We start from the raw sequence: 21,246 nt of genomic DNA, 5'->3' as shown, positions 1-21,246 counted from the left end.
TCATGATCGTCGGCACGGCCGGACATATCGACCATGGCAAGACCACGCTGGTCCGCACGCTGACCGGGGTCGACACCGATCGCCTCAAGGAAGAGAAGGCGCGCGGCATTTCGATCGAGCTCGGCTATGCCTATACGCCGCTGCCCAATGGCGACGTGCTGGGCTATATCGATGTGCCGGGCCACGAGAAGCTGATCCATACGATGGCCGCCGGCGCGAGCGGGATCGACCTGGCGTTGCTCGTGATCGCCGCCGACGATGGCGTCATGCCGCAGACGCGCGAGCATCTCGCGATCGTGCAGCGGCTTGGCGTGCCGCGCGCGGCCGTGGCGCTGACCAAGGCGGACCGCGTCGATGCGGCGCGGCTTGGCGCCGTGGAGGCGGACGTGGCGGCGTTGCTGGCCGATACGCCTTACGCCGATGCGCCGCGTTTTCCGCTCGACGGGACCGATGCCGGTCATGCGGGCGTGCTCGCCCTGCGCGCGTATCTCCATGATGCCGCGATGCGGATGCCCGCGCGGCGGGAGGCGGGCCTGTTCCGGCTGGCGGTCGATCGCGTGTTCACGCTGGCCGGGCATGGCACCGTGGTGACGGGCACCGTGTTCAACGGACATGTGCGCGTGGGCGATGCGATGCAGCTCGCACCGGCTGGCCTGCCGGTGCGCATTCGCAGTATCCATGCGCAGCAGCGGGCGGCCGAGGTCGGCGTGGCGGGACAGCGGTGCGCGCTCAATCTGGCGGGCATCGACAAGGATGCGATCCGGCGCGGCGACTGGATCATGGACCCGGCACTGCTGCCGCCCTCGCCTGTCACGCGGCTCGATGTGTCGCTCGCGTTGACGCCCGGCATCGATGTTCGTGTCGGTCACTGGACGCCCGTGCATGTGCACCTTGGCGCGACGCACCGTACGGCGAACGTCGTCCTGCTCGACCGCGAGGTACTGACTGCCGGCCGGATGGATGCCGCGACCGGCGCGCTGCCCGCTGGCCCGTCGTCCGCCGGCTTGCCGTCCGCCGGCTCGGACGGCGATGGCGCGCAGCGCGGCGGCATGGCGCTGGCGCAATTGGTCTTTACCAGCCCCGTCTGCGCGCAGGCCGGCGACCGGCTGATCCTCCGCAACGCGCAAGCCACGCAAACCATCGGCGGCGGCACCGTGCTCGACAACGTCGCCCCGGAACGCCACCGCCGCACTCCCGCGCGGCTCGACTGGCTGCGGGCCATCGCCGCGATGCTCGACGGCGCGGGCCTCGCGCCGCTGCTCGCGCAGGCCCCGCACGGCATCGCCCATGGCCGCCTCGTGCGGCTCACGGGCCTGCCGCCCGAGGCATGGGACGTCCCACCCGACGCGCTATCGTTCGGCGGCACAGGCCGCGGCGCAAGCCCCGACGGCCATGCGGCGCCTAGCCACGCCGGCAGCCGGCACGCCGCGGGCGAAGACCGTTGCCTGATCCTCGCTCCGTATCTGCAAGCGTTACGCCAACGCATCCTCGACACGCTGACCGCGTTCCACGCGCGCCTGCCCGACGAGCCCGGGCTCAATGCCGGCTCCCTGCGGCGCCTCGCCTTCGCGGGTGCCGCGGTACCCGACGCGCTCTGGACCGCGCTGCTCGACGCCCTGCTCGCCGACGGCGAGCTCGACCGTCATGGCGGCTGGCTGCGCCTGCCCACGCACGAGATCGCCATGACCGACGCCGAGCGCGCGCTCGCGGACGAACTCCTCCCGCGCGTGCTGGCGGGCGGCAACGATCCGCCCTGGGTCCGCGATCACGCCGCCGCGCTGAACGCTCCCGAGGACGCCGTGCGCGCGCTGCTGCGCAAGCTCGCGCGGCAAGGCGCGATCCATCAGGTCGTGCGCGACCTGTTCTACGCCGATGCCACCATCGACACGCTCGCCGCGCAACTGGCATCGCTCGCGCAAACGCATACGCGCGTCGAAGCCGTGCATTTTCGCGATGCAGTGGGACTCGGCAGAAAACGGGCGATCCAGATTCTGGAATTCTTCGATCGCGCGGGATACACTCGGCGCGTTGGCAACGGGCGAATGCTGCGCCCGAACACCGAATGGAGCCGCGAAACGGATCCGCAACAGCATTGAGCGGCATCGATCATCGTCGTACGGAAGGCACGCGCATCCGGTGATGCGGCCGGACTTCAAATCCGGTTGGGGGCGTCAGACGTTCCCAGGTAGGTTCGACTCCTGCTGCTTTCCGCCAGTATTTTCGTAGCACCTCAGCACCCGCATGCCGCGCCGCAGCATCCTCTGCCCCGCGGTTTTCCCGCCCAGACATTGCCCGCACGACCTACCATGCATGGGCAGCGGTTGGGCACGTTTCGAGTCTCGAACAAGGGGATCATCATGGATCGACGCGATTTTCTGCGGCTTGGCGCCGCGCTACCTGTCTCCGTCGGCGCTGCCGGCATCCTTCCCGCCCACGCGGCCAACCCGACATCCTCCGGCACCCTGCCCGGCGCCCGCGCAAGCGATATCGAAAACGCGAGCGGCTGGCGCGTCTACGAAATGACCACCGAAGTCACGCTGCCGCCCGCCGCCGCGCCCGCGCGCGTCTGGCTGCCCGTTACCGCGCAGCAGGTCGGCGACTACCAGCGCACGCTGGCCACGGCGTGGAATGCTCCCGGCGCGCGCACCCGCGCGGCCACCACGGGCGGCTACGACGTGCGCATGGTCGCCGTCGAATGGCCGTCGGCGCCGGCCGGCGAGCCGCTCAAGGCCACGCTGACCAACAAGGTCGCCATTCGCGATCGCGACGTCGATCTGGGCGCCGCCCCCTCGGCCCGCGCACCGCGAGAATCCGCCGCGACGTTGCGCGAGTATCTGCGTCCGACGCAGCTGATGCCGACCGATGGCATCGTGCGCGACACCGCGCTGAAGATCACGGCCGGCCTCGACGACGACATGACGCGCGCGCGCGCCATCTATCAATGGGTCGTCGACAACACGTGCCGCGAGGCGAGCGTGCGCGGCTGCGGCACCGGCGACGTCGTGGCGATGCTCAAGACCGGCGGCATCATGAACGGCAAGTGTGCCGACATCAACGGCCTGTTCGTCGCGCTCTCGCGCGCGGCAGGCATTCCCGCGCGCGATGCCTACGGCGTGCGCGTCGATACCTCGGCGCTGGGCTTCAAGGCGCTCGGCAAGGCTGGCGACATCTCCAAGGCGCAGCACTGCCGCTCCGAGTTCTATGCGGCCGGCTACGGCTGGATTCCCGCGGATCCGGCCGATGTGCGCAAGGTCGCCCTCGAAGAGGTCCCCGGCGGCCTGCCGATGACGGACAGCAAGGTACGTGCCGCGCGCGCGATGCTGCTCGGCGCGTGGGAGGGCAACTGGGTCGTGTACAACCATGGCCACGACGTGGCGCTGCCCGGCAGCGGCGCGGCGCCCGTGCCGTTCCTGATGTATCCGAACGGGCAGACCGTCGCGGGCACGCTGGACAGCCTCGATCCGGACAAATTCGGCTATCGCATCACGTCGACGAGGATCGTGTAAATGGCGGAGGCATCGATGCGCGACGGTCAGCCCCGGCTGACGTCGCTGGCACACGGCGGAGGCTGCGGCTGCAAGATCGCGCCCGCCGTGTTGTCCGAAATCCTGCGCAACGCGCGGCATTTCCCCGCCCCGCCCGCGCTGCTGGTCGGTATCGAGACCAGTGACGACGCGGCGGTCTACAAGCTCAACGATACGCAGGCGCTCGTCGCGACCACGGACTTCTTCATGCCCGTGGTCGATGACCCCTTCGACTTCGGCCGCATTGCCGCAACCAATGCCATTTCCGACGTCTATGCGATGGGCGGCACGCCGATCCTCGCGCTGGCGCTGGTCGGCATGCCCGTCGACAAGCTCTCGCCGGAAGTCATCGGCAAGATCCTCGAAGGCGGCGAATCGGTCTGCGCACAGGCCGGTATCGCGATCGGCGGCGGCCATACCATCGACGCGGTGGAGCCCATCTACGGCCTCGTCGTGTTGGGGCTCGTGCATCCGGACCGCATCAAGCGCAACCGCGACGCGCGCGCGGGCGACGTGCTGGTGCTCGGCAAGCCGCTGGGCGTTGGCGTGTATTCGGCGGCGATCAAGAAAGATCGGCTCGACGCGGACGGTTATCGCGAGATGATCGCCAATACGACCAAGCTCAATACACCGGGCAAGACGCTCGGCGATCTGCCCGGCGTGCATGCGATGACCGATGTCACGGGCTTCGGCCTGCTTGGCCATCTGCTGGAACTGTGCCGCGGCAGCGCGTTGTCGGCCACGCTCGATATGTCGCGCGTGCCGCTGCTGCGCGGCGTGACCGCCCTGGCCGAAGGCGGGGCCATTACCGGCGCGTCCAGACGCAACTGGGCCAGCTATGGGCACGAGGTATCGCTCGCACCGGAGATCTCGGCCGTCCAGCAGGCCTTGCTGACCGATCCGCAGACCAGCGGCGGGCTGCTCGTCGCGTGCGCGCCCGAGGCCGTCGATGACGTGCTGGCGTTGTTCCGTCGGGAAGGATTCGCCGATGCGGCCGTGATTGGCGAGATGCGCGGCAAGTCGGGCGAGGGCGCGCCAGCCGTCGCCGTGCGCTGAAGTCTTTTCAGATTCCCCCGTCGTTTCCGGTTTCCCACGCTTTGTACGGTTAACGATACAAATCCGGAAGAACACGACACAAACCGGACAACGCGCCCCCTCAAAATCGTGTCTGGGGCCGGACATGCGGGCGTTCCCGCATGTCACGGCTTTGTACATTCCCTGGAGAACACGATGGAGACTTCCCAAGAACGCGCGGAGGGAGGCGGCTGGGTGCGCCTGCTGCTGCTCGCCCCCTATATCGCGCTGCTATGGCTGCCGTTCTACAACGATACGCAGCCCGCGCTGTTCGGCTTTCCCTTCTTCTACTGGTACCAGTTCCTCTGGGTGCCGATTACCTCGCTGTTGCTGTACATCGTGTATCGGAGCATGAAATGAGCGAGCCGACCACGATCAACAGCACCGCGATGGCGGTGTTCATCTTCTTCTTCGTGCTCGTCACGGTGCTCGGCTTCGTGGCAGCGCGCTGGAAGCGCGGCGACCTCAACCAGCTGCATGAGTGGGGCCTCGGCGGGCGCCAGTTCGGCACGCTGATCTCGTGGTTCCTCGTCGGCGGCGACTTCTACACGGCCTATACCGTGATCGCGGTGCCCGCGCTCGTGTACTCGGTGGGGGCGTACGGCTTCTTCGCGCTGCCGTACACGATCATCGTCTATCCGTTCGTGTTCGCGGTCATGCCAAAGCTGTGGGAAGTCTGCCATCGCAACAACCACATCACCGCGGCGGACTATGTGCATGGCGAGTTCGGCGGCAAATGGCTGCCCGCGGCCGTGGCGCTGACCGGCATCGTCGCGACGCTGCCGTATATCGCGTTGCAGCTCGTGGGCATGCAGGTCGTGATCAAGAGCCTCGGCGTCACCGGTGAACTGCCGCTGGTCGTGGCGTTCGCGATCCTGGCCGTCTACACGTACTCGAGCGGCCTGCGCGCGCCGGCGATGATCGCGTTCGTCAAGGACATCATGATCTATATCGTCGTGATCGTCGCGGTGTCGATCATCCCGAGCAAGCTCGGCGGGTACGGCACGCTGTTCGAGGCCGCGGACAAGTTCTTCCAGGCCAAGGGCGGCACCACGGGCATCATCCTGCAGCCGTCGCAGTTCATGGCGTACGCCACGCTTGCGCTGGGCTCCGCGCTCGCGGCATTCATGTACCCGCATACGATGACGGCGGTGCTGTCCTCGTCGTCGGCAAAGACCGTGCGCAAGAATGCGATCGTGCTGCCCGCGTACACGCTGCTGCTCGGCCTGATCGCGGTACTCGGCTACATGGCGATTGCGGCGAACGTGCATGTGACGTCGGCCTCCGACGTGGTGCCCACGCTGTTCCTCACGCTGTTCCCGTCGTGGTTCGTCGGCTTTGCCGCCGCGGCCATCGCGATCAGCGCGCTGGTGCCCGCGGCCATCATGTCGATCGGTGCGGCCAACCTGTTCACGCGCAACCTGTACAGGCCGCTGATCAACCCGACCGTCACGCCCGAGAAGGAAGCGAAGAGCGCCAAGCTGTTCTCGCTGGTGGTCAAGTTCGGCGCGCTGCTGTTCATCATCGTGCTGCCCACGCAGTACGCGATCGACCTGCAGCTGCTCGGCGGCGTCTGGATCCTCCAGATCTTCCCCGCCGTGGTGTTCTCGCTCTACACGCGCCGCCTGACCACCACCGGCCTGTTCGCGGGCTGGATCGTCGGCATCGTGCTCGGCACCGGCCTTGCCTCGGTGATGGGTCTCAAGCCCGTGTATACGCTGCATATCGGCGGCAGCGCGTATCCGACGTATATCGGCCTGATCGCGCTTGCGGCGAACATCGTCGTGTCGTTCGTGGTCTCCGCGCTCACGCAGGGCCAGCGCGTGGTGGCGCGCGCCGCCAACTGACGCCCGACCGCTTCTGCGGGTGCCCCTCTTCCGTGTGGAGAGGGGCGCGCCGAAACGTATCAAGCGTGCAAACGCGCGCAATCCCGGCCCGTCCTAAAGCACGGGCTTGCGGCATCTCCTACAGTCCGGCTCTTAAAGAGCCCCACGACACAAACCAGAGGAGAACGTTCATGCCGCAGCTTTGTATCCGTCAGCACATCAAGCCCCTGTTCGCCGCCGTCGTCATGATGGCTACCGCGCACGGCGCCAACGCACTGGAACGCTGGCAGACCCTGCCGCCTACCCCGACCCCCGTCAAATGGGCGCAGGAGCGCCATAGCGAGCTGCGCGGCATCAGGCTGTATAACGCCGAGGTCGGCAAGGGCTCGCCCGTCATCGTGCTGCACGGCGGCCTGGCCAATTCCGACTATCTCGCCAACCAGGTCCGCACGCTGAGCGCGAAGCATCGCGTGATCGTCGTCGACTCGCGCGGCCACGGCCGCAGCACGCGCGACGCCACGCCGTATGGCTACGACCTCATGGCCGACGACGTCATCGCGCTGATGGACGAACTGAAGATTCCGCGCGCCGATATCGTCGGCTGGAGCGACGGCGCCATCCAGGCGCTCGACATCGCCATCCGCCATCCGGAACGCGTCGGCAAGATCGTCGCGTTCGGCGTGAACACGAAGACGGACGGGCTGATCCCCGCATTCGACAAGAACCCCGTCTTCGCGGCCTATATCGAGCGCGCGGGCAAGGAGTACACGAAGCTGTCGCCCACGCCGAACGACTACGAAGCCTTCCTCTCGCAAATCGGCAAGATGTGGGAAACCGAACCCAACTGGTCCGATGCGCAACTGAAGACGATCAAGTCGCCGGTGCTCGTCATGGACGGCGACCACGACGAAGGCATCAAGCGTTCGCACACGGCCTACATCGCGCGCACGATTCCGCACGCGCGCATGCTGATCCTGCCGAACGCGAGCCACTTTGCGTTCATGCAGGACCCGAAGACGTTCGACGCGGCGATCGTCAAGTTTCTCGATGGGTCCGCTTCGCCCGCGCGGTAACGCGGCGCTTCAGGACAAAACCTGGAGCCTTGCCATCGCGGACATTGCGCCGTCCAGCATCGCGCGCAACACCGGCTGCACGCGCGCCGACGCCTCCGGCAGATACGGGAATGGCGCATCCTCGCTCATATAGACGGCCTGCACCATTTCCAGCTGAATCGTGTGCACGCCGTGCGCGGGCTGGCCGTAGTGGCGGGTGATATGGCCGCCCTTGAACCGTCCGTCCGCCACCCATGTGTACGGACTGCCCGCGGCCGCCGCGACGACGGCGTCGCGCATGGCCGGCGCGCAGCTGGCACCGCTGTTGGTACCGATGTTCAGGTCGGGCAGCTTGCCCTCGAACAGATGCGGCAAGACACCGGCGATGGAATGCGCCTCCCAGACCAGGACGTTGGCGTGCTCGCCGCGCAGCCGCGCGATCTCGGCGGCGAGCGCATCGTGATACGGCTGCCAGTATTCGCGCTTGCGCACGTCGATTTCGTCGGGCGACGGCCCGCTACCGTCCAGATAAAGCGGTACGCCCCGGAACGACTCCACCGGGCACAGCGTCGTCGTGGTCTGGCCGGGATATAGCGCGCTGCCATCGGCCGGCCGGTTCACGTCGATGACGTAGCGCGAGTAGTTGGCTTGCACCACGGACGCGCCCTGCTCCGCCGCGAACGCGTACAGCCTGCGCAGGTGCCAGTCCGTATCGGCGCGCTCGCGCGCGAGCGGCGTCAGCCGTGGCGCGAGCCAGTCGGGCAACAGTTCGCCGCCATGCGGAATCGAGATGACCAGCGGCAAGCTGCCCTGGGTAACGGTGCAAATCGGGGATGTCATGCCTGTGCCTCTGCCTGTTCGTTGGTGGCCCGGTGCGCGCCGGTGTGCCGACGGCTCACCCATACCGATGGGTCGAGCATATGGTCTGGTTGCCGCCCGGCCAGCACGTCGATGATCTGGTCCGCGCACTGGCGCGCGGTGTCGGCCAGCGCCTCCTGCGTGGAACCCGCTTGATGCGGGCTCAGCACGACATTGGCCAGCGCGGCCAGCGGCGATGCGACGGGCAATGGCTCGCGCTCGAACACATCGAGCCCCGCACCGAACAGCTTGCCCGCGCGCAGCGCATCGACGAGCGCCGGCTCGTCGATCAGTCCGCCGCGCGACGTGTTGACGAGAATCGCACCGGGTTGCATCGCCGCCAGCGCGGCGGCATCGATGGTGTGACGCGTATCGGCGCGCAATGGGCGATGCAGCGATACGACGTCGGAAATCGCGAGCAGCGTGTGCAGCGTGTCCACGCGCCGCGCACCCAGCGCCTCGACCTCGGCGTCATCGACGCGCGGCGACCATACGACCACCTGCATGCCGAAGCCCGCGCTCGCCATCCGGGCCACGATCTGGCCCGTGCGGCCAAAGCCCACGATGCCCAGCGTCTTGCCGGACAGCGAATGCATCGGTACCTGATAGCGGTGCTGCCAGTCCGAGCGGCGCGTGGCGGCGTCGGCCACCACCGTGCCGCGCGCCACGGCGAGCATCAGCATCATCGCGTGTTCGGCCACCGCGCGCACGTTCGCGGCGGGCGTGGACACCACGGGGATGCCGCGGGCATGGGCATGCGCCACCGCGATCTTGTCGGTGCCCGTGCCGTGATTGCTGATGACGGCCAGGCGCGGGGCGGCATCGATGGCGGCGGCGGACAGACCTTCGCGCACGATCACCGCGTCGACATCGCGCACTTCGGCAATCCGCTCGGCCTCGTTCGTGGCGGTGCCGTGGCGCACCTCGATGCCGGCCGCACGCATGCGTTCGGCACCGATGGGATGAATCGGTTGGGTAATCAGACAGACTGGCATGAGTTCAACATCGCTGTGGAAAGGGAAACACCGGCCCGCGCGCCCAGCGCACTGGCCAGTACGCGCGTAGCCTGCGCGAACTCGTCGAGCCGCATCGACTCGTCGGGGTTATGGCTGCCGTGCGCATTGCGGACGAACAGCATCGCGGCGGGCACGCCCTGCGCCGCGAACAGCGCCGCATCGTGCCCGGCCCCGCTGGGCATGGACCGCGCGGGCACACCGGCCGCTTCGGCCGCCGCGGTCAATATCGCCCGCAAGGCCGGATCCATGACCCCCGCCGCGCTGGCGGTCATCGGGCCGAGGTCGATCTCGACGCGGCAGGTCTGCGCGATCTCGGCCCGGATGGTCTGGATTGCGGCATCCATCGCCTCCAGCGTGGCCACACTGCGCGAACGCACGTCGATGCTGAAATCGACGCGGCCCGAGACCTTGCTGAAGTCCGCCTGCGCGGCATCGGTCGTGCATTGGCCGACCGTGACGGTGAGCTCGTGCCCCGCGGCTTCCATCGCGACCCACGCACGCTGCAACGCGGTGACCAGTGCCGCGGCCGCTACCACGGCATCGCGGCGATGCGTGCGCGGCGTCGCGCCGGAATGCGCGTACTGCCCGCGAATCGTGGCATGACGGTAGCGCCGGCTGCCGCAGATGCCCGTCACCACGCCCAGCACATCGTCGCTCTCGTCGAGCACGGGGCCCTGTTCGATATGGAGTTCGACAAAGCAGTCGATCTGCGCTGCCCGCAGGGCCGGGATGCCCGCGGCGACGGCCTCGGGGTCGCCGCCCGCGGCACGCATATGGTCGGCCAGCGTGCGGCCCGTATCGGCACGGCGCAATGCCGTGGCCGTGCCGTCGAGCAGGCCGAATGCGGCCTTGCTGCCAATATACGACAGCGGAAACCACGCACTCTCCTCGGCGCGAATGGCCATGACGGTCACGTCGCGCGCCGGTACGACGCCCGCGCGGCGCCATGCCGCCAGAATGGCCAGCCCGGCCACCACACCGGCCGCGCCATCGAAATTGCCGCCGCGCGGCACGGAATCGAGGTGCGAGCCCGTCATCACGGCCGGCGCGCCACGGTCGGCGCCGGGCAGCGTCAGATACAGATTGCTCGCCGCATCGCGGCGCGTCTCCAGTCCGTACTGCTCGGCCGTCGCGCGCAACAGCGCATGCGCGGCATTCTCGCCATCGCCATAGGTGTCGCGCGTGATGCCGACACCGTCGTGGCTCTGGGCGACCAGCTGCGCGAACAGCGAGGCCGCGAGCGCATGGTCGGGTTCGACAGCCAGATTCATACGGTCTCCATCGCTTCCGTCTTCGGGGCGAGCGAATCTTGCACGGCTTGGGGGTCCCACGACTTGCCGGGCATCGAGTCGATGAGCCGGCGCGTATAGGCATCGCGCGGGGTCTCGAAGATCTCGGCGGGGCTGCCCTGCTCGACCACACTGCCGCGATGCATCACAAGCACCTTGTCGCAGATCTGCGCGGCCACGCGCAGATCGTGCGTGATGAAGATCAATGCGATGCCCAGGCGCTTCTGCACTTCGGCCAGCAGCTTCAGCACCTGCGCCTGCACCGAGACATCGAGCGCGGACACCGATTCATCGGCCACGATCAGGCGCGGCTCCATGGCGAGCGCACGGGCGATGCCGACGCGCTGGCGCTGGCCGCCGGAGAACTGGCTGGGATAGCGATCGAACGCGCTGGGTTCCAGTTCCACGAGCTTGAGCAGTTCCCGCGCGCGCGCTTCGGCCTCCGCGCGTGGCACGCCGTTGGCCATGGGGCCGTCGCACAGGATCCGGCCCACCGTATTGCGCGGATTGAGCGAGGCGAACGGGTCCTGGAAGATCATCTGGATATGGCGGCGCATCGGCCGGAACGCCCGCTCGCTGATGGGCGCGATATCGCGACCTTCGAATGCCATCACGCCGCCGTCGTTCTCGGTCAGCTTGAGCAGGCATTTGCCGATCGTCGACTTGCCCGAACCGGACTCGCCGACGATACCCAGCGTTTCGCCCGCGCGGACTTCGAAGCTCACGCCCTTGACGGCCTCGACCACGCGCTTGCGCTGGAACAGGCCGCCCGGCGTCGTGTAGGTCTTGCGCAGCCCCTCCACGCGAAGCACCGGATAGCCTTCCGGTTCGGTTGCGGGTGCGCCGGCGCGCGCGCGATGCGACGGCACGCTGCCGATCAGCCGGCGCGTGTACGGATGCGCGGGACGGTTCAGCACCTGTTCGGCCGTGCCCTGCTCGACGATGCGCCCCTTCTCCATCACGATGACGCGGTCGGCAATCTCCGCCACGACGCCGAAATCGTGCGTGACGAACATCACGCCCATGCCCTTCTCTTTCTGGATGCGGGCAATCAGCGCGAGAATCTGCGCCTGCGTGGTGACGTCGAGCGCCGTGGTGGGCTCGTCGGCGATCAGAAAGGCCGGCTCCAGCGCCAGGGCCATGGCGATCATCACGCGCTGGCGCTGGCCGCCGGACAGCGCGAACGGATAGGCATTGCACAGCGTGGGCGGGTCGGGCAGGCCGACGAAGGCGAGCAGCTCCAGCACCCGCGCGCGGCGCGATGCCGGGTCGAGCGCGCCATGCACGCGCATCACTTCTGCAATCTGGTCGCCCACGCGATGCAGCGGGTTGAGCGCGGAGAGCGGCTCCTGGAAGATCATCGCCATGTCCTTCCCGCGCATGCCGCGCAGCGTGGCTTCGTCCTGCGTCAGCAGGTCGCGGCCACGAAACAGGATCTGGCCCGACTCCGGCTTCAGGTACGCCGGCAGCAGACCCATGATCGCATTGGCGCTCATCGACTTGCCCGAGCCAGACTCGCCGACGATGCAGACCAGTTCGCCGGCACCGATCTCGAAGTCGATGTCGCGCACGGCATAGGGACGGTCGCCGCCCTTCGGCAGCGCGATGCTCAGGTTGCGGATGGACAGCAACGGCGCCTCGGACGCTCGATTGCGGGATGCTTGCATCGGTCAGTTCCCCCGTTTGCGCAGTTGCGGATTCAGGGCATCGTTGAGCCCTTCGCCGATCAGGTTGATCGCGAGCACCGTCAGCATGATGGCCACGCCGGGCCACAGGCTCATCCACGGGGCTTCGCGCAGCATCGTGCGCGCCGCGCCGATCATGAAGCCCCAGCTCATGAGATTGCGGTCGCCCAGCCCCAGGAACGACAGCGCCGATTCCGTGAGGATCGCGGTAGCGGTCATCAGCGAGGCTGTGACGATGACGGGCGACGCCGCATTGGGCAGGATCTGCGTGAAGATGATGCGCGCCGGCGACTGGCCGATCACGATGGCCGCCTGCACGAACTCGCGCTCCTTGAGCGTCATGAATTCGGAGCGCACGAGCCGCGCCACCGGGGGCCACGACACGATCGCGATGGCGCCCACGATCGAATAGAGCGACGGCTTGAAGATGGCCACGAGCACCAGCGCCATGGCCAGCTGCGGAATGGTCTGGAAGAACTCGGTGCCGCGCATCAGCGCGTCGTCGACGCGGCCGCCGTAGTAGCCCGCCAGCGCGCCGACCACAATGCCGATCAGCACCGCGACCAGCGTGGAGATCACGCCGATGGTCAGCGAGACGCGCGCGCCGTAGGCGATGCCCGCGGCGATATCGCGGCCGAGCATGTCGGTACCCAGCGGATAGGCGCTGTCGTGGAACGGCGCCAGCAACGGGTCGGCGACCATCATCCAGGGCGGATCTTCATACAACGTGGACGCCAGCGCCGCCGCGACAATCACGATCAGCAGCAGCACGAGGCCCACGGCGGCGCCACGATTGGCGCCAAAGCGTTTCAGGAAAGACATGTCCAGGCTCCTCGAATCCGGCTTATTGCCTGCCGATGCGCGGATCGATCAGGCGATACACCAGATCCGTCAGCAGGTTGAACACAACGACCATCGTCGATGTCACGAGGAACACCCCCAGCAGCAGCTGGTAGTCGCGCTGGATCAGCGCATCGAACATCAGGCGCCCGATGCCGGGCCAGCCGAACACGGTCTCCGTCAGCACGGCGCCGCCCGCCATCTGGCCCAGCTGGATGCCCGCGAACGTCACCACGGGCAGCATCGCGTTACGCAGCGCATGCCGGCGAATCGTCTCGCCGAGCGGCACGCCCTTGGCGCAGGCGGTCTTGGTGTAGTCCATGCCCAGCACTTCGAGCATCGAGGCGCGCGTCAGGCGCGCATACACGGCCATGAAGAAGCAGCCGAGCGACACGGTGGGCAGTACCAGATGGTGGGCGATGTCGGCGACGCGCGCCCAGCCATGCAGATTGCCGCCCACCTGTTCCATGCCATAGGGCGGCACCCAGCCCAGATGCAGCGAGAAGAACAGGATGGCCAGCAGCGCGAGCCAGAACTGCGGCGTCGCGTAGATCAGCAGCGAGCCCGTCATCAGCACGCTATCGAGCCACGTGCGCCGGCCCGCATAGCGCGCCCGCGACGCGATCACGCCGAACATGACCCCGAATGCGAGCGCGAACACGAACGCGCACGACATCAGCAGCAGCGTGGCCGGCAACCGGTCGAGAATCAGGTCCAGCACGGGCAGACGCTCGCGATAGGAGTAGCCGAGATCGAGATGCGCCACGCCCCACAGGTAGCGGCCCAGCTGCACGGGCAGCGGCTGGTCGAGGCCGAACTCCTTGCGCAGTTCCTGCACGTACGCCGGGTCGGACGAGCCGGACTCGCCGGCCAGCACCGATGCCGGATCTCCCGGCGCCATGCGCACCAGCATGAAGTTGATGATGACCACGCCAAGCACGACGAACAACGCCTTGCCGAGCCTGGCGACCAGAATGGAGAGTGACTTATCCACGCGATCGAATCCTTCTTGAGACGGGCGCAGCGCGCTTACTTGCTGATGTAGACGTCGGCGAACGTGTCGTTCAGGCCGATGGCCGTCTGGATCAGGTTGTGGACCTTGTTGCTATAGAGCGTCGGCAGCTCCATCTCGAACAGGTAGCCGTTGGCCACTTCCTGGACCAGCGTCTTCTGGATGTTCGAGTAGAGCTGCTGGCGCTCCGCATCGGACGTCGCGGCGGCGGCCTTGTCCCACATCGCGTCCACGCCCGCATTCACATAGCCCTGGTTGTTCACGAACGCCGAACCCTTGACCTGGTTGCGTGCCAGATAGAGGCGCGAGACGCCCAGCGCGGGGTCGCCGTACTGCGACGTGAAGCTGAAGGTCAGGTCGAAGTCGAAGTCCGACACGCGCTTGGCCCACGTGCCCGCGTCGGCGGACTCGATCTCCACCTTGAAGCCCAGTTGCTCCAGGCACTGGCGCGTGTATTCGCCCAGGCGGTCCCACGTGGCGCCGTACGGGTAGGACAGGATGTGAATCGGGGTCTTGGACGGATCGATGCCAGACTCCTTGATCAGCGCGCGCGCCTTCTTCAGGTCGAACCCATACGCGGGCACATTGGCGTCGTAGAACGGCGTCGTCGAGGAGATGGGTCCGGTCGCCACCTTGCCGAGACCGAAGAAGATATTGTTCACCACGAACTTGCGATTGATCGCTTCCATGATGGCCTGCCGCACCTTCACGTTGTCGAACGGCGCCTTGCGCTGATTCATCTGGATATACGCGAGCTTGGAGAACATTTCCCAGCCCTTGGTCGTGTATTCCACGTTGGGCAGCGCGCGCAGGCGCTTGATCTCGACGTTGTCCACGTCGCCGGCGCTCACCACCTGCACGTCGCCGCGTTCGAAGGCGACCGCGCGCGATGCGGCATCCGGAATCACGTTGAAGACGATCTCGTCCAGATAGGGCTTGCCCTTCTGCCAGTAGTTCGGGTTACGCGTCAGCACGATATAGGCGCCCTTCTTCCACTCCTTGAACATGAAGGGGCCGGTACCCACCGGGGTCTGGTTGGCGGGGTTCTTCGCATAGTCCGTGCCGTCGTAGATATGCTTCGGCACCATCGGCATGTTGTCGCTGACAAACGACTTGAGGAACGGCGCGAACGGTTCCTTGAGCGTGATGACCACCTTGTTCGCGCCCTGCGCCTTGACCGACTGCACGAACTGCTCGATGACCACACGGGCGCGCGGATGCACGGCGCGCAGGAACTTGTCGATCGAGAACACGACGTCGTCGGACGAGAACGGCTTGCCGTCGTGCCACTTGACGTTGGACTGCAGCTCGAACGTGTAGACCTTGCCGTCGGGCGACACGGTCCACGACCTGGCGAGGCCCGGCAGGGGCTTCATGTCGGGAGACCAGGTCAGCAGGCTCTCATAGATCTTGCCGGCCACGTACTGCGTGGGCGTCTGCTGGTTCAGGCCCAGCATCAGCGTGGGCGGCTCGGGCTGGGCGATGGCGCGCAGCGTGCCGCCGCGGGTCTGGGCATGGGCACCCGCGGCGATACCGACGGTCAGGGCAATCGAGCAGGTTGCGATCTTGAGCAGGCGGGCGGCGGGCAGGTTCAGCTTGGTGGTCATGGATATACCTGATAGTCGTGGAAGCAAGGGATGGGATTCAAAGCGGCTGGATGGCAATGCCGTCGGCGATCAGGGCACTGCGAATACGTTCGGCGAACAGGACCGCGCCGGGCTGGTCGCCGTGGATGCACAGCGTGTCGGCCGTGATGGGTACCGACTTGCCGGAGAGCGCCTGCACGCTGCCGTCAAGCACCATGCGGCGTACCTGCGCGATGGACGCGTCGACGTCTTCGATCATCGCGTGCGGCATCGAGCGGGGCGTGAGCGTGGCGTCGTCCTGGTAGGAACGGTCGGCATACACCTCGTTGGCCACGCGCAGGCCCGCGGCCTCCGCGGCGGCGGCCATATTGGCGTTGGCCACGTAGATGAGCACCTCGGGCGATACCGCGCGCACGGCATCGGCCACCGCGGCGGCGAGCGCGGGATCGCGCGCGGTCATGTTGTAGAGCGCGCCGTGCGTCTTCACGTGGTGCAGCGGCACGCCGACCGCGCGCGTCACGCCCAGCATCGCGCCGACCTGATAGACCGTGAGCGCGTAGACCTCGGCGGCCGTCATGGCCATGGCGCGGCGGCCAAAGCCCTGGAGGTCGGGCAGGCCGGGATGGGCGCCCACGGCCACGCCGGCCTCGGCGGCGGCGCGCACGGTGGCCAGCATCACGTCGGGATCTCCGGCGTGGAAGCCGCACGCGATGTTCGCGGACGTGACATGGCGCAGGATCGCGGCATCGTCGCCCATGCGCCAGGCGCCGAAGCTTTCGCCCATGTCACAGTTGATATCGAGAGTTGGCATCGGTGATTTCCTCGTTCGTTCTCGTGATTTGGGGGGTTATGTCGGGAGGCCGATCAGCCGTGCCGCCTCGGCGGCAATGGCATCGAGCCGGTCCGTCATCGCCAGCAGCGCGCGATGCGCGGTCTCGGGCGTCACGGCGCGGAAGCGCAGCGCGGTACCGGGCACGGCCTGCGCCAGCCGCGGCAGGTCGGCGCTGATGACATAGGCGATCTTTGGATAGCCGCCGACGCTCTGCCGGTCGGCCATCAGCACGATCGGCGCGCCGCCCGGGGGCACCTGCACGGTGCCGAAGCTCACCGCCTCCGACACCATTTCCAGCGGTGCGGCCAGCGCGAGCGCGGGCCCTTCGAGCCGATAGCCCATGCGGTCCGACTGGTTCGATACCGTATAGGCCTCGCCCCCGAAGGCCTTGCGCGCGGCCGGCGTAAAGCACTCCCATTGCGGGCCCGGCAGAAAGCGGATGGCATCGCCCGCGTCCGGCGCGGCGCAATCGGCGGGCGCCTCCGCCGCGACCCATGGCATGGCGCTCTGCACCATCATCCGGGCCAGCGGCAGCATCTCCCTGCGCGGGGATGCGATGGCGATGCGATCTCCGGCCCGCAGCGCGCGGCCCTCCATGCCGCCGAAGCGGGCACGGAGGTTCGTGCTGCGGCTGCCCAGCACCGCGTCGGGCGCGAAGCCGCCGCGCACGGCCAGATAGGCGCGGGCACCGCGGCGGCAGTGACCGAGCGCGATCGGCACGTCGTGGCGCACCATCGCCGCGCAATGGGTGGGCAGCGGCACGCCACCGGCCGTCACGGCGATATCGGCACCGGTCACCGCGATCAGCGTGTCCTGCGCAAAGCGCACGGTGGGACCATTGAGCGTGATTTCGAGCGCGGCCGTATCGGCGGCATTGCCCACCAGCACATTGGCCAGCGGATACGACCATTCGTCCATCGCGCCGTTGACGGGCACGCCAAAGCGCTGGTAACCGTAGCGGCCGCCGTCCTGCAGCACCGACAGCATGCCGGGCTTGTCCACACGCATCGCGTTCATGGCCGCGGCTCCAGCATGGCGTCGAACTCGGCCGGCGTAATGGGCACGAAGCGCAGCCGGTCCCCGAGTTGGAGGCGGGTCGGCGGATTCTGGCCCACGTGGAACAGGTTCCACGGCGTGCGCGCGATCAGGTTCCAGCCGCCCGGCGATGCGTCCTGATAGATCGACGAGATGCCGTTCGCGATCGCGACCGATCCGGCCGGCACCAGCGTGCGTGGCGTGGCACGGCGCGGTACGGCAAGGCGCGGATGCAACGGTCCCGCAAACGGATTGCCCGGAGAGAAGAAGAAGGTGTAGAGCGTGAGCGGTGTGGCGCAATGGAGCCGGATGACTTCGGCCGTATCGATCTCGCAGGCACGTGCCACGTCTTCGAGGTCGGGACCGTACTCGCCGCCATAGCAGGCGGGCACTTCCACTTCGCGGCCGGCGTGGACCACGGCGGGCACGCCATCGACCAGCGCGTCGCGTATCCATGCGGAGAGCTGGACGAACGGCGCGCCCTTGTCACGCGCAAACATCTCGGGACGAAAGTGGACGGCCACCGTGGTGAACGCGGGCACGACATCGCGCACGCCGGGCCAGCGCTGCCGCAGCAGGTACTCGGTCACCGCATGCACGCGCTGGCTGACCGCCACGCCGACCTGATCGCCGAGACGAATCTGCAGGCAGCGGTCGCCGACGGGCTCGATGCGACAATCCGTCAGCGCAAGAAGCCCATCGTCCGTTTGCACGGTGGCTGCTTGTGCGAGGGCCGTTTGCGCCATCACCATGACATGCGCTCCAGCGCGGCACAAGCCGTCACGATGCGCTCGCACGCCTCGCGCAGCCGGTCATCGGCCAGCGCGTAGGCCAGCCGTACGTAGGGCGCCAGCCCGAAAGCGGAACCGGGCACCACGGCAACATGGGCCGCGTGCAGCAGGTACATCGCAAAGTCGGTATCGGTCTCGATGCGCTTGCCATCCGGCGTGCGCATGCCGAGCGCGGCGGCGCAATCCGCATACAGATAGAACGCCGCGGGGGGACGGCGCATGGCGAGCACGGGCGCGGCGTCGGCCAGCACGGAGAGCGCGAGGTCGCGGCGCGCGCGCAGGCGGGTACGCCAGCCATCGAGAAAGTCCTGCGGACCGTTCAGCGCGGCTACCGCTCCCGCCTGGCTGATCGCACTGGGGTTGCTGGTGCTCTGGGACTGCAGCAGCGCCATGGCCTTGATCAGCCACGCGGGACCGGCCGCGTAGCCGAGGCGCCAGCCCGTCATCGCATACGCCTTGGATACGCCGTTGACGGTCAGCGTACGGTCGCGCATGGCCGGCGCGGCCTGTGCGAACGACGTGAACGTGCCGTCGAACAGGATCTCTTCGTAGATCTCGTCCGACAGCACGAGCACATCGGGATAGTCGTCGAGGACGTCGGCCAGCGCGCGCAGTTCGCCGGCCGAGTAGAGAGCGCCCGACGGGTTGCACGGCGAGTTGAGCATGAGCCAGCGCGTACGCGGCGTCAGTGCGGCGCGCAGCGCGGCCGGTGTGAGCTTGAAGTCGTCCGCGGGCGTTGCCGTGACCAGCACCGGCGTACCACCGGCGATATGGACCATGTCGCTATACGACACCCAGTACGGGGCGGTGACGATCACTTCGTCCCCGGCATCGACGGTGGCGAGCAACGCGTTGAACAACATCTGCTTGGCGCCCGTGCCCGCGATGATTTCTGCTTCGACATAGTGCAGATCGTTGTCGCGGGCCAGTTTCCGTGCAATCGCCGCCTTGAGTTGGTGCGTGCCGTCCACGTTCGTGTAGCGCGTCTCCCCTGCCGTCATGGCCTGGATGGCCGCCAGCTGGATATGCGCGGGCGTATCGAAATCCAGTTCGCCTTCGGACAGGCTGATGACGGGCTTGCCGTCTTCGGCAAGGCGCCGGGCGGCCTCGGACATGGCGCCGGTGGCGGACGGACGCGCCATGGCCAGGCGCTGGGAGAGTCGATGGGCGGCGGAGGAAGTCGGCATGAAATTCGCGTAGCGTAAGGATCGGCATTCACATCGAATGCCATTGGTATACCACTGGCATTCAAGCAAACTGCGTGCCATACTTCGCAACATGACAAAAACGACCGCACTCGCTTTTCCAGCATCCGCCGTGGAGACGGAGACGGATGCCAGCCTTCTTCCGGCTGCAACGGCTGACGAAACCCCGAAGGAACGCGCGCTGGGCAACCTCGCCTACGAGGCCGTGCTGGATCTGCTCGTCTCCGGCGGGCTGCATCCCGGCGATCCCATCCAGGAACGGGCCCTCGCCGCCCAGCTTGGCTTCTCGCGCACGCCGCTGCGCGAAGCCCTCCACCGGCTCGAAGGCGAGCGCCTGCTGGAACGGGGCGCGAACAGCCGTCTGTTCGTGAGGCAAGTGACGGTGCAGGAGATCCTCGAGGCCCTGCACGTCCGGCGCCTGCTGGAACCCGACGCGGCCTCCCGCGCCGCGGGGCAGATCCCGCAGTCCGAACTGGAACGGCTACGCCGGCGCGTGGAGGAACTGCTTGCGCGCAACGAGCCCGGCAATCCCGAGCATCAGGTGCTGGACGCCGATCTGCATGGCGTCATCTGCAAATACTGCGACAACGAGATGCTGGCCGGCATCATCGCGGAAGTCCGACGCAAGACGCGCATGTTCTCGCTCAAGCGACTCGAGCGCCGACTCGGCCCCGTGTGCCATGAACACCTGGCCATGATCGCCGCCCTCGAACGCGGCGACGGCGCGGAGGCCGCGCGCCAGACGGCCGAACATATCGACAATATCCGCGCGTCGATCCTGGAGAAGCTGGCGCGGTGGTGAGCCACGCGGTGGTGAGCACCGCTGTGGTGAGCCCAGATGTGGGCGCCCTGAAACACTTGCCGATTCCCCCAACAACAACAGGCCATCCATGCCCCTCTCCCACTGGCTCCGCCAAGCCGCGACATGCGCCGCGATGGCCATGACCGCATCCGCGTTCGCGGCCGACGTACCGCCAGGCCAGTACGCCTACACCGACGGCGGCAGCGCGCACGGCACGCTGACGGTGAAGGGGTCCGCGTTCACCATCGACACTATCGGTGTCAATTGCCACACTTGCACGGCCGAAGGCGTGATCAAGGGCAAGACCGGGTTGGTCAAGGACAGCCAATGCCGCATCGCGTTCTCGCGCAGCGGCGATACGCTCAACCTCGACGTGGAGGCGACCGTCGAAGCCTGTCGCGATTCCTGCGGCATGCGGGCAAGCTTCGACGGCGAATATCGCCTGCCGCCCCCGGCATGTACCGATCGTCAGCGCACCGCGCGAGTCTCGCTGTCGCACCGGCAATACGCGGCGAAAAACTACGACGCCGCGCGCGGCACGCTGACGGCGTTGATCGGCGAATGCAAGCCATTCATGCACTGGATCGAGATCGACAAGGCGCGCAGCGATCTCGCCATCACCGAATTCCATCGGGGCGATCGGGCGCAGTGCCTTGCGGCCCTGTCGGACACGGTGGCCGTGCGCATGACCCGGGACGATTCGATCAGCTTGCCGCCCTGCGACAAGGACAACTACGATCCCACGGGCAAGGCGATCCGGCACAACCTCGCGCTCTGTCAGGGAATGCCGCAGCGCTGATCCGCAAGGCGAGTTGCCGG

The 21,246-nt window shown here is 67.5% G+C and carries 19 protein-coding genes and 1 tRNA gene; 9 read left to right on the top strand and 11 right to left on the bottom strand.

Translation table 11 applies throughout. The annotated features are described in order from the left end of the window. The first annotated feature begins 2 nt into the window (after positions 1 to 2). From selB to FOB72_RS31535, 7 genes are all read left to right on the top strand, one after another. Positions 3 to 2,096 carry a selenocysteine-specific translation elongation factor gene (gene selB, locus FOB72_RS31565; RefSeq protein WP_150377140.1) on the top strand — a complete coding sequence of 698 codons (2,094 nt, stop codon included), beginning with the start codon at positions 3 to 5 and terminating at the stop codon, positions 2,094 to 2,096. 22 nt (positions 2,097 to 2,118) lie between these two features. After that, positions 2,119 to 2,214: transfer RNA gene (locus FOB72_RS31560), tRNA-Sec, on the top strand. A gap of 143 nt (positions 2,215 to 2,357) precedes the next feature. After that, positions 2,358 to 3,506, top strand: a complete 1,149-nt coding sequence (locus FOB72_RS31555; RefSeq protein WP_150377139.1) for a transglutaminase-like domain-containing protein — start codon at positions 2,358 to 2,360, stop codon at positions 3,504 to 3,506. Next, on the top strand, positions 3,507 to 4,580 hold the full coding sequence (gene selD / locus FOB72_RS31550) for a selenide, water dikinase SelD (RefSeq protein ID WP_223851668.1): 1,074 nt from the start codon (positions 3,507 to 3,509) through the stop codon (positions 4,578 to 4,580). 174 nt (positions 4,581 to 4,754) lie between these two features. Next, positions 4,755 to 4,958, top strand: coding sequence for a DUF3311 domain-containing protein (locus tag FOB72_RS31545; protein WP_150377138.1), 204 nt, complete (start codon positions 4,755 to 4,757; stop codon positions 4,956 to 4,958). After that, positions 4,955 to 6,445 carry a monocarboxylate uptake permease MctP gene (mctP, locus tag FOB72_RS31540; RefSeq protein ID WP_150377137.1) on the top strand — a complete coding sequence of 497 codons (1,491 nt, stop codon included), beginning with the start codon at positions 4,955 to 4,957 and terminating at the stop codon, positions 6,443 to 6,445. The genes FOB72_RS31545 and mctP overlap by 4 nt, the downstream gene beginning before the upstream one ends. A 170-nt stretch (positions 6,446 to 6,615) precedes the next feature. Continuing rightward, positions 6,616 to 7,497 (top strand): alpha/beta fold hydrolase, encoded by an 882-nt coding sequence (locus FOB72_RS31535; RefSeq protein WP_150377136.1) that lies wholly within the window; start codon positions 6,616 to 6,618, stop codon positions 7,495 to 7,497. Positions 7,498 to 7,506: 9 nt separating this feature from the next. Here FOB72_RS31535 and hutG read toward each other — a convergent pair whose 3' ends face one another. The 11 genes from hutG to FOB72_RS31480 are packed head-to-tail and all read right to left on the bottom strand — an operon-like array spanning position 7,507 to position 19,607. Continuing rightward, positions 7,507 to 8,316 carry an N-formylglutamate deformylase gene (hutG, locus tag FOB72_RS31530; RefSeq protein ID WP_150377135.1) on the bottom strand — a complete coding sequence of 270 codons (810 nt, stop codon included), beginning with the start codon at positions 8,314 to 8,316 and terminating at the stop codon, positions 7,507 to 7,509. Beyond that, on the bottom strand, positions 8,313 to 9,329 hold the full coding sequence (locus FOB72_RS31525) for a hydroxyacid dehydrogenase (protein ID WP_150377134.1): 1,017 nt from the start codon (positions 9,327 to 9,329) through the stop codon (positions 8,313 to 8,315). The genes hutG and FOB72_RS31525 overlap by 4 nt, the downstream gene beginning before the upstream one ends. Further along, complete coding sequence (locus FOB72_RS31520; RefSeq protein WP_150377133.1) at positions 9,314 to 10,621, bottom strand: Zn-dependent hydrolase; 1,308 nt, start codon at positions 10,619 to 10,621, stop codon at positions 9,314 to 9,316. The genes FOB72_RS31525 and FOB72_RS31520 overlap by 16 nt, the downstream gene beginning before the upstream one ends. Next, the gene (locus tag FOB72_RS31515; RefSeq protein WP_150377132.1) at positions 10,618 to 12,306 is read right to left on the bottom strand and encodes an ABC transporter ATP-binding protein; all 1,689 of its coding nucleotides are present in this window, start codon (positions 12,304 to 12,306) and stop codon (positions 10,618 to 10,620) included. Before FOB72_RS31515 ends, FOB72_RS31520 begins: the two co-directional genes overlap by 4 nt. 3 nt (positions 12,307 to 12,309) lie before the next feature. Further along, positions 12,310 to 13,146, bottom strand: a complete 837-nt coding sequence (locus tag FOB72_RS31510; protein ID WP_150377131.1) for an ABC transporter permease — start codon at positions 13,144 to 13,146, stop codon at positions 12,310 to 12,312. Positions 13,147 to 13,168: 22 nt separating this feature from the next. Further along, entirely contained in the window at positions 13,169 to 14,158 is a 990-nt protein-coding gene (locus FOB72_RS31505) for an ABC transporter permease (protein ID WP_150377130.1), read from the bottom strand. A 35-nt stretch (positions 14,159 to 14,193) separates the two neighbouring features. Next, a complete protein-coding gene (locus FOB72_RS31500; RefSeq protein WP_150377129.1) occupies positions 14,194 to 15,783 on the bottom strand; it encodes an ABC transporter substrate-binding protein in 1,590 nt (529 codons plus the stop codon). A gap of 37 nt (positions 15,784 to 15,820) precedes the next feature. Beyond that, positions 15,821 to 16,573 (bottom strand): LamB/YcsF family protein, encoded by a 753-nt coding sequence (locus tag FOB72_RS31495; protein ID WP_150377128.1) that lies wholly within the window; start codon positions 16,571 to 16,573, stop codon positions 15,821 to 15,823. A gap of 36 nt (positions 16,574 to 16,609) precedes the next feature. Further along, positions 16,610 to 17,611, bottom strand: a complete 1,002-nt coding sequence (locus tag FOB72_RS31490) for a biotin-dependent carboxyltransferase family protein (protein ID WP_150377127.1) — start codon at positions 17,609 to 17,611, stop codon at positions 16,610 to 16,612. After that, positions 17,608 to 18,342 (bottom strand): 5-oxoprolinase subunit PxpB, encoded by a 735-nt coding sequence (pxpB, locus tag FOB72_RS31485; RefSeq protein ID WP_223851667.1) that lies wholly within the window; start codon positions 18,340 to 18,342, stop codon positions 17,608 to 17,610. The genes FOB72_RS31490 and pxpB overlap by 4 nt, the downstream gene beginning before the upstream one ends. Positions 18,343 to 18,374: 32 nt before the next feature. Next, entirely contained in the window at positions 18,375 to 19,607 is a 1,233-nt protein-coding gene (locus tag FOB72_RS31480) for a pyridoxal phosphate-dependent aminotransferase (protein WP_150377126.1), read from the bottom strand. Between the two features lie 130 nt (positions 19,608 to 19,737). Here FOB72_RS31480 and FOB72_RS31475 point away from each other — a divergent pair, with 130 nt between their 5' ends. After that, positions 19,738 to 20,427, top strand: a complete 690-nt coding sequence (locus tag FOB72_RS31475) for a GntR family transcriptional regulator (protein ID WP_223851666.1) — start codon at positions 19,738 to 19,740, stop codon at positions 20,425 to 20,427. 139 nt (positions 20,428 to 20,566) lie between these two features. After that, positions 20,567 to 21,226, top strand: a complete 660-nt coding sequence (locus FOB72_RS31470) for a hypothetical protein (RefSeq protein ID WP_317889549.1) — start codon at positions 20,567 to 20,569, stop codon at positions 21,224 to 21,226. Positions 21,227 to 21,246 lie beyond the last annotated feature (20 nt).

Source organism: Cupriavidus pauculus (genome assembly GCF_008693385.1).
Lineage (GTDB): Bacteria > Pseudomonadota > Gammaproteobacteria > Burkholderiales > Burkholderiaceae > Cupriavidus > Cupriavidus pauculus_D.
Note: the sequence above shows the minus strand (reverse complement) of the source record. Positions and strands in the feature narration are given on the sequence as shown.